This window comes from Agromyces humi (assembly GCF_009720255.1).
GTDB lineage: Bacteria > Actinomycetota > Actinomycetes > Actinomycetales > Microbacteriaceae > Agromyces > Agromyces humi.
Genome location: NZ_WJSP02000053.1, coordinates 1 through 15,018, shown reverse-complemented (window position 1 = coordinate 15,018; position 15,018 = coordinate 1). Strand labels below are relative to the sequence as shown.

General features: G+C 69.5%; 15 protein-coding genes and 1 tRNA gene. 4 read left to right on the top strand and 12 right to left on the bottom strand.

The features are described from left to right. The 5 genes from dxs to dut form a co-directional block, all read right to left on the bottom strand. The coding region (dxs, locus tag GH736_RS07285; RefSeq protein ID WP_159601684.1) for a 1-deoxy-D-xylulose-5-phosphate synthase at window positions 1–1,923 on the bottom strand (1,923 nt) is incomplete at its 3' end. Between the two features lie 133 nt (window positions 1,924–2,056). After that, window positions 2,057–4,870 (bottom strand): aconitate hydratase AcnA, encoded by a 2,814-nt coding sequence (gene acnA, locus GH736_RS07280; protein ID WP_203230669.1) that lies wholly within the window; start codon window positions 4,868–4,870, stop codon window positions 2,057–2,059. Window positions 4,871–5,020: 150 nt separating this feature from the next. Next, complete coding sequence (locus GH736_RS07275; protein ID WP_159601680.1) at window positions 5,021–5,812, bottom strand: DUF3159 domain-containing protein; 792 nt, start codon at window positions 5,810–5,812, stop codon at window positions 5,021–5,023. 2 nt (window positions 5,813–5,814) lie between these two features. After that, window positions 5,815–6,435, bottom strand: coding sequence for a DUF3710 domain-containing protein (locus tag GH736_RS07270; RefSeq protein ID WP_159601678.1), 621 nt, complete (start codon window positions 6,433–6,435; stop codon window positions 5,815–5,817). Next, the gene (gene dut, locus GH736_RS07265; RefSeq protein ID WP_159601676.1) at window positions 6,432–6,890 is read right to left on the bottom strand and encodes a dUTP diphosphatase; all 459 of its coding nucleotides are present in this window, start codon (window positions 6,888–6,890) and stop codon (window positions 6,432–6,434) included. Before dut ends, GH736_RS07270 begins: the two co-directional genes overlap by 4 nt. Window positions 6,891–6,928: 38 nt before the next feature. Here dut and GH736_RS07260 point away from each other — a divergent pair, with 38 nt between their 5' ends. Then, window positions 6,929–7,393 (top strand): DUF3093 domain-containing protein, encoded by a 465-nt coding sequence (locus GH736_RS07260; protein WP_159601674.1) that lies wholly within the window; start codon window positions 6,929–6,931, stop codon window positions 7,391–7,393. Here the strand turns inward: GH736_RS07260 and GH736_RS07255 are convergent. Next, the gene (locus tag GH736_RS07255) at window positions 7,390–7,683 is read right to left on the bottom strand and encodes a DUF4193 domain-containing protein (RefSeq protein ID WP_056729312.1); all 294 of its coding nucleotides are present in this window, start codon (window positions 7,681–7,683) and stop codon (window positions 7,390–7,392) included. The two genes, GH736_RS07260 and GH736_RS07255, sit on opposite strands and share 4 nt — an antisense overlap. Before the next feature lie 217 nt (window positions 7,684–7,900). Here GH736_RS07255 and sepH point away from each other — a divergent pair, with 217 nt between their 5' ends. Continuing rightward, window positions 7,901–9,022 (top strand): septation protein SepH, encoded by a 1,122-nt coding sequence (sepH, locus tag GH736_RS07250; protein ID WP_159601672.1) that lies wholly within the window; start codon window positions 7,901–7,903, stop codon window positions 9,020–9,022. 152 nt (window positions 9,023–9,174) lie between these two features. After that, window positions 9,175–9,459, top strand: a complete 285-nt coding sequence (locus GH736_RS07245) for a hypothetical protein (protein WP_159601653.1) — start codon at window positions 9,175–9,177, stop codon at window positions 9,457–9,459. A gap of 71 nt (window positions 9,460–9,530) precedes the next feature. Here the strand turns inward: GH736_RS07245 and clpX are convergent, their stop codons facing one another. The 6 genes from clpX to GH736_RS07215 form a co-directional block, all read right to left on the bottom strand. Next, window positions 9,531–10,808 carry an ATP-dependent Clp protease ATP-binding subunit ClpX gene (clpX, locus tag GH736_RS07240; RefSeq protein ID WP_159601651.1) on the bottom strand — a complete coding sequence of 426 codons (1,278 nt, stop codon included), beginning with the start codon at window positions 10,806–10,808 and terminating at the stop codon, window positions 9,531–9,533. A 213-nt stretch (window positions 10,809–11,021) separates the two neighbouring features. After that, the gene (locus GH736_RS07235; RefSeq protein ID WP_159601649.1) at window positions 11,022–11,690 is read right to left on the bottom strand and encodes an ATP-dependent Clp protease proteolytic subunit; all 669 of its coding nucleotides are present in this window, start codon (window positions 11,688–11,690) and stop codon (window positions 11,022–11,024) included. Between the two features lie 25 nt (window positions 11,691–11,715). Then, window positions 11,716–12,303: an ATP-dependent Clp protease proteolytic subunit gene (locus tag GH736_RS07230; RefSeq protein ID WP_159601647.1), complete on the bottom strand. Its 588-nt coding sequence runs from the start codon at window positions 12,301–12,303 to the stop codon at window positions 11,716–11,718. A 73-nt stretch (window positions 12,304–12,376) separates the two neighbouring features. Then, on the bottom strand, window positions 12,377–12,859 hold the full coding sequence (locus GH736_RS07225; protein WP_159601645.1) for a tetratricopeptide repeat protein: 483 nt from the start codon (window positions 12,857–12,859) through the stop codon (window positions 12,377–12,379). 68 nt (window positions 12,860–12,927) lie between these two features. Beyond that, complete coding sequence (gene tig / locus GH736_RS07220) at window positions 12,928–14,409, bottom strand: trigger factor (RefSeq protein WP_159601643.1); 1,482 nt, start codon at window positions 14,407–14,409, stop codon at window positions 12,928–12,930. 52 nt (window positions 14,410–14,461) lie between these two features. Next, window positions 14,462–14,535: transfer RNA gene (locus GH736_RS07215), tRNA-Pro, on the bottom strand. A gap of 224 nt (window positions 14,536–14,759) precedes the next feature. Between GH736_RS07215 and GH736_RS07210 the strand changes: the two genes are divergently transcribed. Further along, window positions 14,760–15,018, top strand: a 259-nt coding sequence (locus tag GH736_RS07210; protein WP_159601641.1) for a hypothetical protein, incomplete at its 3' end; no start/stop codon positions are given.

The following is a 15,018-nucleotide window of genomic DNA, read 5'->3' as shown; positions in this document are numbered from 1 at the left end:
GTCGCTCGACACGGCCTCGAGGCCGGCGCCGCGGGCGTGGGGCAGCTTCGAGCCCAGCACCATCGCGGTCACGTCGCGAGCGATGTGCTGCGGCGTCAGGCCGACGCGTTCGAGGATGTCGCCCCGCGACCCGTGCTCGAGGAACTCGTCGGGCAGGCCGATCTCGGTGACCGCCGTGTCGACGCCGGCCTCACGCAGGTCCTGGCGGATCCGGGTGCCGATGCCGCCCACGCGGATGCCGTCCTCGAGGCTCACCACGATGCGGTGGTCGCGCGCGAGCTCGATCACGCTGGCGGGTACGGGCACCACCCAGCGCGGATCAACCACGGTCGCGCCGATGCCCTGCGCCTCGAGCCGCTGGGCGACCTCGAGGCCGATGCCCGCCATGGGGCCGACGGTGACCAGCAGGACGTCGCGACGCCCGGATTCGGCGAGCACGTCGACGCCGTCCTCGGTGCGCCGGATCGCGTCGTAGTCCACGCCGACGGTGCCCTTCGGGAATCGCAGGACCGTGGGCGCATCGTCGACCGCGACGGCCTCACCGAGCTCCTCGGCCAGGCGCACGGAGTCGCGCGGCGCGGCGATGCGGATGCCGGGTACCACCTGCAGGATCGAGAGGTCCCAGACACCGTGGTGGCTGGGTCCGTCGGGCCCGGTGACCCCCGCCCGGTCGAGCACGAAGGTGACGCCGGCCTTGTGCAGCGCGACATCCATCAGCACCTGGTCGAACGCGCGGTTGATGAAGGTGGCGTACACCGCGACCACCGGGTGCAGCCCGCCGAACGCGAGCCCGGCGGCCGACGTCGCGGCATGCTGCTCGGCGATCCCGACGTCGAAGACCCGGTTCGGGAACCGCTCCGCCATGCGGTGCAGTCCGGTCGGGCGGAGCATGGCGGCCGTGATGCCGACGAGGCGTTCGTTGCGCTCGGCGAGCCGGACGAGCTCGTCGGCGAAGACGTTCGTCCACGACGGCGAGGAGGCCGACTCGAGCGACTCGCCCGTCTCGGGATCGATCTGCCCCACGGCGTGGAACTGGTCGGCGACGTCGCGGCGTGCCGGCTCGTACCCGCGTCCCTTGTCGGTGATCGTGTGCACGATCACCGGCGCGCCATAGGCCTTGGCCTGGTGGAGCGCCTCCTCCATGGCGCGCTCGTCGTGCCCGTCGATCGGGCCGATGTACTTGATGTCCAGGTTGGAGTAGAGGGCCTCATTCCCGCTGAACCGGCTGAGGAACCCGTGCAGGCCGCCACGGACTCCGCGGTAGAACGCCCGCCCGGGCGAGCCCAGCCGGTCGAACGCCTTCCGGCTGGACTGGTGCAGCGACCGATACGACTGCTTCGTGCGGACCGTGTTGAGGAAGCGCGCCATGCCGCCGATCGTCGGGGCGTAGGACCGCCCGTTGTCGTTGACGACGACGATGAGCTTGCGCGTGTTGTCGTCGGAGATGTTGTTCAGCGCCTCCCACGTCATGCCGCCCGTGAGCGCGCCGTCGCCGACGACCGCGACGACGTGGCGGTCGCCCTGCCCGGTCATCTCGAACGCCTTGGAGATGCCGTCGGCCCACGAGAGGGAGCTCGACGCGTGGGAGCTCTCGACGATGTCGTGCTCGGACTCCGATCGCTGCGGATAGCCGGCGAGCCCGCCGGTCTGCCGCAGCGTCGAGAGGTCCTTGCGACCGGTGAGCAGCTTGTGGACGTACGACTGGTGCCCGGTGTCGAACACGATGGCGTCGCGGGGCGACTCGAAGACGCGGTGGATCGCGAGGGTCGTCTCCACGACGCCGAGGTTCGGGCCGAGGTGCCCGCCCGTCTTCGACACGGATGCCACGAGGTAGGCCCGGATCTCGGCGGCCAGCTGGTCGAGCTGCTCGTGACTCAGCGCGTCGAGGTCGCGCGGTCCCGAGATGTGCTCGAGCAGGGTCATGGGTCATGCCTCCGGGTCAGTGGGGCCGCAGCGGCCGCGGATCGAATCGAGTCTACGCCGGGCCGACTGGGTGGCCGGGAAGAGTTCGGGGCGGCCGGCGAATCGCCGGCCGCCCCGATGCTGCGCGGGCGCGTCAGACGAGCGAGCGCAGCACGTACTGCAGGATGCCGCCGTTGCGGTAGTAGTCCGCTTCACCGGGCGTGTCGATGCGCACCACCGCGTCGAACTCCACGGCCTGCTTGCCGGCGGGCGAGTGCTCGCTCGGCGTCGCGGTGACGTGCACCGTCTTCGGGGTGACCCCCTCGTTGAGCTGCTCGAGCCCGGAGATCGAGACGACCTCGGTGCCGTCGAGGCCGAGCGAGTCGGCCGACTCGCCCGCAGGGAACTGCAGCGGGACGACGCCCATGCCGATGAGGTTGGAGCGGTGGATCCGCTCGAAGCTCTCGGTGATGACCGCCTTCACGCCGAGGAGGCTGGTGCCCTTCGCCGCCCAGTCGCGAGACGAGCCCGAGCCGTACTCCTTGCCGCCGAAGATGACGAGCGGGGTGCCCTGCGCCTGGTAGTTCTGGCTGGCGTCGTAGATGAAGGACTGCGGCGCGTCGGCCTGCGTGAAGTCGCGCGTGTAGCCGCCTTCGACGCCGTCGAGGAGCTGGTTCCGCAGGCGGATGTTCGCGAACGTGCCGCGGATCATGACCTCGTGGTTGCCGCGGCGGGAACCGTAGGAGTTGAAGTCCTTGCGGTCGACGCCGTGCTCGTCGAGGTACCGGCCGGCCGGGCTGTCCGCCTTGATGTTCCCGGCAGGGCTGATGTGGTCGGTCGTGACCGAGTCGCCGAGCTTGGCGAGCACCCGGGCGCCGACGATGTCGGTGACCGGGGTGGTCTCCATGGTCATGCCGTCGAAGTACGGGGGCTTCCGCACGTAGGTCGACTCGGCATCCCACTCGAAGGTCGCGCCGGTCGGCGTCGGCAGGTTCCGCCAGCGCTCGTCGCCCTCGAACACGCTCGCGTACTGGTGCGTGAACATCTCCTTGTTGATCGACGAGTCGATCGTGGACTGCACCTCCGCGGCATCGGGCCAGATGTCCTTCAGGAAGACGTCGTTCCCGTCCTGGTCGGTGCCGAGCGGGTCGATCTCGAAGTCGAAGTTCATCGAACCGGCGAGCGAGTACGCGATCACGAGCGGCGGGCTCGCGAGGTAGTTCATCTTCACGTCGGGGTTGATGCGTCCCTCGAAGTTGCGATTGCCCGAGAGCACCGCGGTGACGGCGAGGTCGTTCTCGTTGATGGCGGCCGAGACCTCTTCGATGAGCGGCCCGGAGTTGCCGATGCAGGTGGTGCAGCCGTATCCCACGGTGTAGAAGCCCAGGTCCTCGAGGTCCTGGGTGAGGCCGGCCTTCTCGTAGTAGTCGGTGACGACCTTGGAACCCGGGGCGAGCGTGGTCTTGACCCACGGCTTGGCCTTCAGTCCCTTCTTCACCGCGTTGCGGGCCAGCAGGCCGGCTGCGAGCATGACGGACGGGTTCGACGTGTTCGTGCACGAGGTGATCGCGGCGATCGTCACGGCGCCGTGGTCGAGCGTGAACCGCTGGCCGTCGGGCAGGGACACGTTCGTCGGCTTCGACGCCGTCGCCGGCGCGTGGCTGTGGTGGTGGTGCTCGTGCTGGCTGTACTCGTCCTCGGGCGAGTTGCCGGGCGGGTCGGATGCCGGGAAGGACTCCGATCCCTCGAGGTCGACGAGGTCGTGGTCGATCTCGGCGTAGTTCGTCAGGTCGGCCTCGAACTGCGCCTTGGCGTTGGAGAGCACGATGCGGTCCTGCGGGCGCTTCGGGCCGGCGATCGAGGGCACCACGGTCGAGAGGTCGAGCTCGAGGTACTCGGAGAAGACGGGCTCGCTCGCGGCGTCGTGCCAGAGCTTCTGCACCTTGGCGTACTGCTCGACCAGCGCGAGCTGCTCCTCGCTGCGCCCGGTGAGGCGGAGGTAGTCGATGGTGACGTCGTCGATGGGGAACATCGCGGCCGTCGAACCGAACTCAGGGCTCATGTTGCCGATGGTGGCGCGGTTCGCGAGCGGCACGGAGGCCACGCCCGAGCCGTAGAACTCGACGAACTTGCCCACCACGCCGTGCTTGCGCAGCATGTCGGTGATGGTGAGGACCACGTCGGTGGCGGTGACGCCGGTGGGGATGGCACCGGAGAGCTTGAAGCCGACGACCTTGGGGATGAGCATCGACACGGGCTGGCCGAGCATGGCCGCCTCGGCCTCGATGCCGCCGACGCCCCAGCCCAGCACGCCCAGGCCGTTGACCATGGTGGTGTGCGAATCGGTGCCGACGCAGGTGTCGGGGTAGGCGCGGGTCACGCCGTTCACCTCGCGGTCGTAGATGACCTTGGCGAGGTGCTCGATGTTCACCTGGTGCACGATGCCGGTGCCGGGCGGAACGACCTTGAAGTCGTCGAACGCGGTCTGGCCCCAGCGGAGGAACTGGTAGCGCTCGCCGTTGCGCTCGTACTCGATCTCGACGTTGCGCTCGAGCGCGTTCTCGGTGCCGAAGAGGTCGGCGATGACGGAGTGGTCGATGACCATCTCGGCCGGCGAGAGCGGGTTGATGCGATTGGGGTCGCCGCCGAGGGCGACCACGGCCTCGCGCATGGTGGCGAGGTCGACGATGCACGGGACGCCCGTGAAGTCCTGCATGACGACGCGCGCCGGCGTGAACTGGATCTCGGTGTCGGGCTCGGCGGTGGGCACCCACGAACCGAGCGCCTCGATCTGCTCCTTGGTGACGTTCTTGCCGTCCTCGGTGCGGAGGAGGTTCTCGAGGAGCACCTTGAGGCTGAACGGCAGCTTCTCGTGGCCGGGCACGGTGTCGAGCCGGAAGATCTCGTAGGACTTGTCACCGACGTGGAGCGTGTCCTTCGCCCCGAAACTGTTCACTGCAGACACGATGTCCTCTCCTTCGCGGATGCCGCGCGAACATGCGCGCGACGCTCCATCTTCTCCGTCAGACCGGGAGCTGTTCCAGCAAGGCTCACCTAAGCGTCCCACGGCCCGCCGCCATGGTGGCGACGGATTTATCTTGACGTCGAGATAACTCTATCACTCGTCCGAGCGCGCCGACGACGGATACACCGCACGCACGACGAGCCAGGAGAACACCACGACGAGTGCGTAGAGGGGCACGCCCATCAAGAGGCGCGTGGCGCCGAGCGCCTCCACGTTGTCGACGAGGTAGAGCGGCACCTGCACGACCAGGCGTGCGACGAACAGCCCGATCCACACCAGGGTGAGGAACTGCGCCGCCCGGTACTTGCGCGGATCCTGGCGCCAGGCGAGCCCGTCGCCCATGAGGAAGCCGACGATGAGGCCGAGCGCCGGCCATCGCACGAGCAGGGAGATCAGCAGGCCCACCGCGTAGGCGGCATTCGTGAAGAAACCGAGCACATAGTTGTCGCGGGCGTTGCCGGTCCACAACGCCAGCGCGGCCGAGGCGAGCACGCCGACCAGTCCGGCGATGGCCTGCGTCGGCTGGCTCTTCGTCACGATGCGCGCGACGGTGAACACGACCGCGAGGCCGACGGATGCCGCGAGCGACGGTACCAGCGCCGCCTGCGCGTCCCACCCGGAGAAGCTCGTGAGCGTCGTGTACACGACCAAGAAGACGAGGCCGGGCAGCAGCGCCTCGAGGATGCCGCGCACGCCGCCCACGGCGCCGAGCACGTCTCGGGGGCTCAGGCGCTCGTCGCGGGCGATCGCCCCGAGTCCGCTCTTCTGCGCGGCTGCGGCGAACTGCCGGGCGAACTCGCCGGCGGCGGGTGCGTCGGATGCCGCGGCATCGGGCTGCTCGTCGCGACGGGGCTCGGGCTCGGATCCGGATTCGGTGTCGGGCATCGTCAGACGGTGGGCGCGCCGGAAGAAGAGGCGGGCATGCGGAGCGGGATGAGGTCGCGCGGCGGCATGGGCGTGGCTCCGCGCACGACGACGATGGAGCGGAACAGGTCTTCAACCTGGGCGGCGGCGGCCGGATCGACCGCGGCCTCGCCCGCGATCACGCCGCGGAGGAACCAGCGCGGCCCGTCGACGCCGATGAAGCGGGCGAGCCGCATGTGCCCGGCCTGGCCCTCGACGGCCGCGACGGGGATCTGCGCGAGCAGCTCGGGACCGAACGCGCCATCGCGGACCGTCGTCGTGCCGCCCTGGCGCGCGATCTGGTCGGCGATCTGGGCGCGGATCTCATGCCACAGCCCGCTGTTGCGCGGGGCCGCGAACGGCTGCACCTGCAGCGTCGAGTTCGCGTAGTCGAGGCCGATGGCGACGACGCGCTTGGTGCCCTCCTCGACCTCGAGGCGGAGGTGGAGGCCCTCGCGGGGCAGCACCTTGACACCGCCGAGGTCGACGTACGGACGCACGGGATTGGCCTCGGCCTCGTCGAACGGTCCGGCCGTGGCCCGGTCGTCGGGCGCGGACTTGGGGTGGTCGACGGGGATGTCGTCGATGTTCTCGATGTCGCTCACGCGTTCACTCCTGACTTGTGCTCCCGGAATCCCGTGGAGCCGAATCCCCCCTCGCCGCGCTGGCTCCCGGGGAGCCGCTCGACTTCGACGAACCTCGCGCGGCTCACCGGCATCACGACGAGCTGGGCGATCCGGTCGCCGACCTCGATCGCGTACGGCTCGCTCGCGTCGGTGTTCAACAACGCGACCTTGATCTCGCCGCGGTAGCCGGCGTCGACGGTGCCGGGCGCGTTCACGATCGTGATGCCGTGCTTGAAGGCGAGGCCCGAGCGCGGCACGACGAACGCGACATAGCCGTCGGGCAGCGCGATCGCGACCCCGGTGCCCACCGTGGCGCGCTCGCCCGGGGCGAGCACGACGGACTCGGCGGCATGGAGGTCGGCGCCGGCATCGCCCGGGTGGGCGTACGCCGGAGGGCGGTCGGCCGTGATCAGCACATCGACGGAATCGGTCACTGTTCGAGGGTAGTGCAGAAGTCTGATCTGATAGATCCATGCCCGACTACCGCGAGAGACTGTGGCCGACCCCCTGGATCTACATCGCGACCCTGCTGCTCATCCCGGCGAGCATCCTCGTGCTCGCCCCGGTGTCGATGCCGGCCGGCATCGCGACCGGGCTCATCCTCTACCTCGCGACCGCGGGCGCGCTGAGCCTCACCGCACCCGTCATCGAGGTGCGCGACCGGACGCTGCATGCCGGCCGTGCGACCATCTCCCTCGACCAGACGGGCGAGGCCGTGGCCGCGTCGGGCGCCGACGCGCGGCGGGAACGGGGCACCGGGCTCGACGCCCGGGCCCATCTCGTCATCCGCGGCTGGGTGGACCCCGTGGTGCGTGTACCGATCACCGATCCCGCCGACCCGGCCCCCTACTGGCTGGTCTCCAGCCGCCGGCCGAAAGAACTGGCCGCCGTGATCAACGGATCACGACGGCCTGAGCCTGCGGAGGGCGACCTCTAGGAGGCGCACTCCAGACAGATCGGTCCGAGCTTCGTCTCGTGGTCGATCTGCGAGCGGTGCTTCACGAGGAAGCAGTTCACACACGTGAACTCGTCGGCCTGCGGTGGGAGCACCACGACGTCGAGTTCGACGTCGGAGAGGTCGGCACCGGGCAGGTCGAAACCACCGGGGTTGTCGGCGTCATCGACATCCACCACTCCCGACATCTTGTCGGGGACGCGCTCCTTGAGGGCCTCGATCGACTCTGAGTCGTCTTCGGTCTTCCGCGGTGCGTCGTAATCCGTTGCCATTCCCGTCCATTTCCTCATCGCCGAAGATTCGGCGGCCATAGTCTGCATCAAATCGGTTGCGTAAGCAAACCACTTCGAGGGGCTTGCGGCCGATGTACCAGGTCGTTCGTCGACCCGGCTACCTGCTCAACTTCCGGCGCGCCCGGGCTATTCCCGACTGCGCCCGTTCCGACGTGGCATCCTTGGGCGGAGACGAAGGCACGAAAGGCTTGTCGCGATGCAGGAACTGAAGGTAATCGGAGTCGAGAACGGCGCACTGCTGGCCGCATCCGACGATGGCGCACGCTTCCGGATCGAGATCGACGAGGTGCTGCAGTCCCGCATCCGCCAGGCGCAACCCGAGACGCACACCGGTCCGAAACCGTCGCCCCGGGAGGTGCAGGCGCTGATCCGCTCGGGCCTGTCGGCCGAGGACGTGGCGCAGGTCACCGGCGCGTCCGTCGACTACGTCCGCCGGTTCGAGGGCCCGGTGCTCGCGGAGCGCGAGCACGTGGTCACGTCCGCGCTCGCCGTTCCCGTGCACGTCACCGCCGAGGTCGACCCGGCCGACGAGCCCGCGACGTTCGGCAGCGTCATCCGTGATCGGCTGGCGAAGCTGGGCGCACATGGTGAGCGCTGGGCGAGCTGGAAGGACGAGGAGCGCGGCTGGATCGTCAAGCTCGAGTTCACGGCCGACACCATCGACCACGACGCCCGATGGGGCTTCGAGCCGCGCAAGCAGTCGCTGCACCCGATGAACTCCGAGGCGACCACGCTCTCGCAGCAGGGCGAGCTCAAGGGCGGCCTCATCCCACGGCTGCGCGCCGTCTCGCCCGAATCCGACGAGTCGCGCTTCGACAGCGGCGCCTTCGCGTTCGACGAGCCCGAGCAGGGCGACTACGACACGGCGCCCCACCTCGAGCCGCTCCCCTATTCACGCACCACGCCGGCGACGTCCAGCCCCGCCGCGTCGCGCGCGGCCATCAAGCGCGCCGACGAGCCGACCCCCTCGATGGGAGAGACCGCCGACCTGCTCGAGGCGCTCCGCCGTCGTCGCGGCGAGCGGGAGGCGGCCGTCGCCGAGACCGAACCGTCGCAGCCTCCGCTCCCCCTCGCTCCGGCACCCGTCGCCGCGGACACCTCGACCTCCGCCGAGAACGCGAAGCCGTCGGAGGAGAAGCCGGGCAGCGGTGCACGCGCCCTCTGGGGCGGCAAGGCGTCCTCGGGGTCGGGCGCTCCCAACGCGGCTCCCACGTCCGCACCAGGAGGCGCCACAGGGCGCCCCAAGAAGGGCCGCGCCTCCATGCCGAGCTGGGACGAGATCGTCTTCGGCGCGCGCACCGACGACGACCTGGCCTGACCCGGCACTCGCTCGCCACCGTTCCCCGGCTTCCGCTCCGCCTCGGTGTGCCCGGGTGTACGCACCGCCACTCGGATGCCGCGAAGGACGTTTCCGCTGCGCCCGCATGCTGCTACCATTCGAACACACGTTCGAATACAACGGAGGCGTGCATGACCCGGGTGCAGGAGTTCGTCGAGGTGTGGACGAATGGGGTCGGTGAGCCGCAGCGGCTCGTCTGGCGCTCACGCCGGTTCCGCGTCACCGACATGCCGACGGCGCTGGTGGGCCCGTGCGACTGGTGGGGCCCATTCTCGGGGCACGACGTCACGCCCGGACGGGTGCCGCTCTCCATCTCGGGCTGGCGGTTCCAGGCGAGCAGCGACGACGGCGAGACGCACGTCTTCGACGTCGAACACGACGGGGCGCACTGGCACCTCGTGCGTGTGTACGACTGATCGGGCCCCGGGAGTCCGGCCCTGGTGATCAGGCCCCGGTGATCACGCCCCCGAGATCGAGCTCGGGGCGGTCAGGCCGACTTCTCGGCGCGCCGCGGCTTGTGCGGCACGATGGTCGGCGCGGCGTTGTCGAGCACCGCCGCCTTCGTGACGACCACGCGGGCGACGCCGGTCGAGGACGGCACCTCGAACATGATCGGCCCGAGCACCTCTTCCATGATGGCCCGGAGCCCCCGCGCACCCGTCTGACGCAGCACGGCGAGGTCGGCGATCGCCTGCAGCGCCGGCTCCTCGAAGTCGAGCTCCACGCCGTCCAGCTCGAACATGCGCTGGTACTGCCGCACCAGCGCGTTCTTCGGCACGGTGAGGATCTCCATGAGGGCGTCTCGGTCGAGCGGAGTGACCGTCGCGACCACGGGCAGACGGCCGATGAACTCGGGGATCAGGCCGAACTTGTGGAGGTCCTCAGGGAGCACCTCGCTGAACAGCTCGGCTTCGGCCTGCTTGTTGTGCAGCGGTGCGCCGAAGCCGATGCCGCGCTTGCCGGCCCGGGACGAGATGATCTCCTCCAGCCCGGCGAATGCACCGGCCACGATGAAGAGCACGTTCGTCGTGTCGATCTGGATGAACTCCTGGTGCGGATGCTTCCGACCGCCCTGGGGGGGCACCGAGGCGACCGTGCCCTCGAGGATCTTCAGCAGGGCCTGCTGCACTCCCTCGCCCGAGACGTCGCGCGTGATCGACGGGTTCTCGGCCTTGCGGGCGATCTTGTCGACCTCGTCGATGTAGATGATGCCGGTCTCGGCGCGCTTCACGTCGTAGTCGGCGGCCTGGATGAGCTTGAGGAGGATGTTCTCGACGTCTTCACCGACGTACCCCGCCTCGGTCAGCGCCGTCGCATCCGCCACGGCGAACGGCACGTTGAGCTGCTTCGCCAGCGTCTGCGCGAGATAGGTCTTGCCGCAGCCGGTGGGGCCGATGAGGAGGATGTTCGACTTGGCGATCTCCACGTCGTCGTGGGCGCGGTCGGCGGTCGTGAGCGTCGTGCGGGCGCGCACGCGCTTGTAGTGGTTGTAGACGGCGACGGCGAGGGCGCGCTTGGCCGCCTCCTGGCCGATGACGTACTCCTCGAGGAATCCGAAGATCTCCTTCGGCTTCGGCAGTTCGAACTCGCCCGCCTCGGTCTCGCCGGCTTCGGCCAAGCGTTCCTCGATGATCTCGTTGCAGAGCTCGACGCACTCGTCGCAGATGTAGACGCCCGGCCCTGCGATGAGCTGCTGGACCTGCTTCTGGCTCTTTCCGCAGAAGGAGCACTTCAGCAGGTCGGCGCTCTCTCCGATGCGTGCCATCGAACCCTCCCTGTCGACGAGTCTGTTCCGAGCCTAGCCCGAGATCGAGGCCGCGCGGCATGGCGCGCCCGGATTGGGGATGGACGGCGGTTCGCGGTGCGCGAACCCCGTCGTTCTCGCGTGGATAGCAGGCCCGCGGCATCCGGTCGCACCGAAACGCGGCGGACGACCGGCTTCGAGAGCCGGCCGTCCGCCGCGTTCGGAATGCGCTGACTACCGGGTGATCGCCGGCAGGGCCTTGCGCGAGGTGAGCACCTGGTCGATGAGCCCGTACTCGAGGGACTCCTCGGCCGACAGGATCTTGTCGCGGTCGATGTCGGTGTTGACCTGCTCCTTGCTGCGGTTCGAGTGACGCGAGAGCGTCTCCTCGAGCCACTCGCGCATGCGCATGATCTCTGCAGCCTGGATCTCGATGTCGGAGGCCTGCCCGTGGCCCGCCTCGCCCATCGCCGGCTGGTGGATCAGCACGCGCGCGTTCGGCAGCGCGAGGCGCTTGCCGGGGGTGCCCGCCGCCGCGATGACCGCCGCCGCGGACGCCGCCTGGCCGAGCACGACCGTCTGGATCTGCGGACGGATGTACTGCATCGTGTCGTAGATCGCGGTCATGGCCGTGAACGAGCCGCCGGGCGAGTTGATGTAGAGGATGATGTCTCGGTCGGGGTCCATCGACTCCAGCACGAGGAGCTGGGCCATGATGTCGTCGGCCGACGCGTCGTCGACCTGCACGCCGAGGAAGATGATGCGGTCCTCGAAGAGCTTCGCGTACGGGTCCTGGCGCTTGTAGCCGTAGGCCGTGCGCTCCTCGAAGCTCGGCAGGATGTAGCGCGAGCCCGGCATCTGCAGGCCGTTGTTCGCGACTCCGCCGAAGGTGGGGGTGTTCATTCGCTCGTTCTCTCTTCTCTCGGTGCTACGCCTGCTCGGTGCCGCCGCCGCCGGACACGTCGAGCGCCGACTCCCGGATGTGGTCGACGAAGCCGTACTCGAGGGCCTCCTGCGCGTTGAACCAGCGGTCGCGGTCGCCGTCGGCGTTGATCTGCTCGACGGACTTGCCGGTCTGCGCCGCGGTGATCTCGGCGAGTCGGCGCTTCATGTCGAGGATGAGCTGCGCCTGCGTCTGGATGTCGCTCGCGGTGCCGCCGAAGCCGCCGTGCGGCTGGTGCAGCAGCACGCGCGCGTTGGGCGTGATGTACCGCTTGCCCTTCGTGCCGGCCGTGAGGAGCAGCTGCCCCATCGACGCCGCCATGCCGATGCCGACGGTGACGATGTCGTTCGGCACGAACTGCATGGTGTCGTAGATCGCCATGCCGGCGGTGATCGAACCGCCCGGCGAGTTGACGTAGAGGAAGATGTCCCGCTTCGGGTCCTCGGCGGCGAGGAGCAGCAGCTTCGCCGCGATCTCGTTGGCGTTGTCGTCGCGCACCTCGGAACCCAGCCAGATGATGCGGTCCTTCAGCAGTCGATCGAAAACACTGGGTCCCAGTGTCGGTTCGGCCATGTGTCGCTCCGTTTCCGTTGTCGCGTTGCATCGAATCTATCCGGTGCAACACACGGGAACGGGGCTGTTCGCCCTAGGCGGATGCCGCGAGCTCCGCGGCGTATGCCGAGAGCGACACGCGGTATCGCACGAGGTGCGGCGCCAGCGCCGTGAGCGCCTCGGATGCCGCGCGGCGGGCGTCGCCGGCGTCGACCAGGGCGAGCGCGCGGAACGCGACGACGGCGTCGCCGAGCTCGCCCGCGTCGGGCTCGATGAGGTCGAGCAGCTCGATCGCCTCGCGGGGGCGACCGAGGTTGCGGATCGTCGAGGCGAGCTGGATGCACGCCTGCACGCGCTCGGACCCGGCGAGCCCGAGCGCGAGCGCCTCGCGGTAGAGGAGCTCGGCCTCCGCCTCCCGCCCGGCGGCATCCCGGGCACCGGCTCGCTCGAAGCAGGCGACGGGATCACCGTCTGGACGCTCGGCGGCGAGCCCGTCGATCCGCCGGATCACCTCATCGTCGCCGATCGCCTCGGCGGCCGCCCACACCGCATCGACGCGGTCCTGCCAGTCGTTCATCGGTCCTCCACGGGGAACGACGCGGGGCCGGACGAATCCGTCCGGCCCCGCGTGCGATGCTCCGTCGCCTACTCGGCGTCGGCCTTCTTGGCAGCGCGCTTGCGGGCGGGCTTCTTCTCCTCGGCAGGCGCCTCGGCGTCGGCCGCGGCATCCGCGCTCTCGTCGGCGTCGGCCTTCTTCGCCGCACGCTTGCGCGCCGGCTTCTTCTCCTCGGCGGGCGCGTCGGCGGCCTCGGCGTCGGCAGCCGCATCCGCGCCCTCGTCCTCGGCGTCGGCCACGGCCGTGAACTCGGAGAGGTCGACCGGGTTGCCGGCGGCATCCGTGACCTTCGCCTTGCCGAGCGCGATCGCGAGCGCCTTGTTGCGCGCGACCTCGCCGACCATGGCGGGGATCTGGCCGTTCTGGCTCAGGACCTGGACGAACTCGTTCGGGTCCATGCCGTACTGGGCGGCGCCCTGGACGAGGTACTGGGTGAGCTCGTCCTGGCTGACCTGGACCTTCTCGGCCTCGGCGATCGCGTCGAGGACGATCTGGGTCTTGAAGGCCTTCGTGCTGGACTCGGTGACCTCTGCGCGGTGCTCGTCGTCCTCGAGGCGACCCTCGGACTCGAGGTGACGGTGCACCTCGTCCTCGATGACGCCGTCGGCGACGGGCACGTCGGCCAGTTCGAGCAGCTTCTCGACGAGGAGGTCGCGGGCCTGCGTGCCCTGGCCGAACGACTTGTTGCGGGCCACCTGCTCCTTGAGGCTGGCGGTGAGTTCGTCGAGCGTGTCGAACTCGCTCGCGATCTGCGCGAAGTCGTCGTCGGCCTCGGGGAGCTCGCGCTCCTTGACGGCGGTGACGGTGACCGTGATCTCAGCGGTCTCACCCTCGTGCTCGCCGCCCAGGAGCTTCGACTCGAAGGTGGTGGTCTCGTCGGCGGTCAGCGAGTCGAGCGCCTCGTCGATGCCCTCGAGCAGCTCGCCCGAGCCGAGCTCGTACGAGATGCCGCTCGCGGTGTCGACCTCGGCGTCACCGATCGTGGCGACCAGGTCGAGCGTGACGAAGTCGCCGGGCTTCGCGGGGCGGTCGACGGTGATCAGCGTGCCGAAGCGGCTGCGGAGCCGGTCGAGCTCCTCGGTGACCTCGTCGTCGCCGATCTCGACCGAGTCGACCGTCAGCTCGAGGCCGTCGTAGGCGGGCAGCTCGATCTCGGGACGCACGTCGACCTCAATGGCGAGCAGCAGGTCGCCCGAGAAGTCCTTCTCGCTGGGCCACTCCACGATGTCGGCCTCGGGGCGACCGAGGGGGCGCAGCTCGTGCTCGGTGACCGCGGCGCGGTAGAAGGTGTCGAGGCCCTCGTTGACCGCGTGCTCGAGCACGGCGGCCTTGCCGACCCGCTGGTCGATGATGGGCGGCGGCACCTTGCCCTTGCGGAAGCCCGGCACGTTGATCTGCTCGGCGATGTGCTCGTAGGCGTGGGCGATGCTGGGCTTCAGCTCCTCGGGCGTCACCGAGATGGTGAGCTTGGCGCGCGTGGGGCTCAGCTTCTCAACCGAAGTGGTCGGCATGTGGAAGATCTCCTGTTGTGTGGAAGTTCGTGTCGAGCCACTGGGCGACTCGTCGGGGCGACAGGATTCGAACCTGCGACCTCCCGCTCCCAAAGCGGGCGCTCTACCAAGCTGAGCTACGCCCCGAGTCGCTGACTCAACTCGTCGATTCACCCGCACGGCATGCCGAAGCATGGGCAAGCACGGATGGACCCGGGAAAGTCTACTGCACCGCGCAGGGCCGACGTTGTGCCGGCCCGGTATCGGCTCCCCCGCCCACGACGGGCGCCCGGTCCGCCGAGGGGTTGCCCCTCGAACGGGCCTGTGGAATCTCCACCGATGCCGCCGGCGTGCGTGGCAGAGTGTGGCCCATGACGGACCCCACCCCGCGCACCGCCGCGACGGATCTGACGCGCTGGCCCGCTGACCCCGCCGAACTCGTCGACACCACCAAGTGCCCGGCGTGCTTCAGCAGGCTGTACGCCACGCGATGCCGGGTGTGCGGGCTCGAGCTCGGCGTGCCCGAGGCGGCGGACCTCCTGGAGCGGTCGACAGCGGTGTACCGCTGGCAGCTCGCCCGCCAGGAACTCATCGGGCGCATGCGTGCGGCGCAGGCGGCGCGCGAGGCCG

Bases quoted from the DNA above. Each gene is read 5' to 3' on its own strand.
- GH736_RS07230 (WP_159601647.1), bottom strand. From the start codon at position 12,303: ATGGCCGAACCGACACTGGGACCCAGTGTTTTCGATCGACTGCTGAAG.
- GH736_RS07255 (WP_056729312.1), bottom strand. From the start codon at position 7,683: ATGGCAACGGATTACGACGCACCGCGGAAGACCGAAGACGACTCAGAG.
- GH736_RS07275 (WP_159601680.1), bottom strand. From the start codon at position 5,812: ATGCCCGACACCGAATCCGGATCCGAGCCCGAGCCCCGTCGCGACGAG.
- tig (WP_159601643.1), bottom strand. From the start codon at position 14,409: ATGCCGACCACTTCGGTTGAGAAGCTGAGCCCCACGCGCGCCAAGCTC.
- GH736_RS07235 (WP_159601649.1), bottom strand. From the start codon at position 11,690: ATGAACACCCCCACCTTCGGCGGAGTCGCGAACAACGGCCTGCAGATG.
- GH736_RS07260 (WP_159601674.1), top strand. From the start codon at position 6,929: ATGCCCGACTACCGCGAGAGACTGTGGCCGACCCCCTGGATCTACATC.
- GH736_RS07245 (WP_159601653.1), top strand. From the start codon at position 9,175: ATGACCCGGGTGCAGGAGTTCGTCGAGGTGTGGACGAATGGGGTCGGT.
- clpX (WP_159601651.1), bottom strand. From the start codon at position 10,808: ATGGCACGCATCGGAGAGAGCGCCGACCTGCTGAAGTGCTCCTTCTGC.
- sepH (WP_159601672.1), top strand. From the start codon at position 7,901: ATGCAGGAACTGAAGGTAATCGGAGTCGAGAACGGCGCACTGCTGGCC.
- GH736_RS07225 (WP_159601645.1), bottom strand. From the start codon at position 12,859: ATGAACGACTGGCAGGACCGCGTCGATGCGGTGTGGGCGGCCGCCGAG.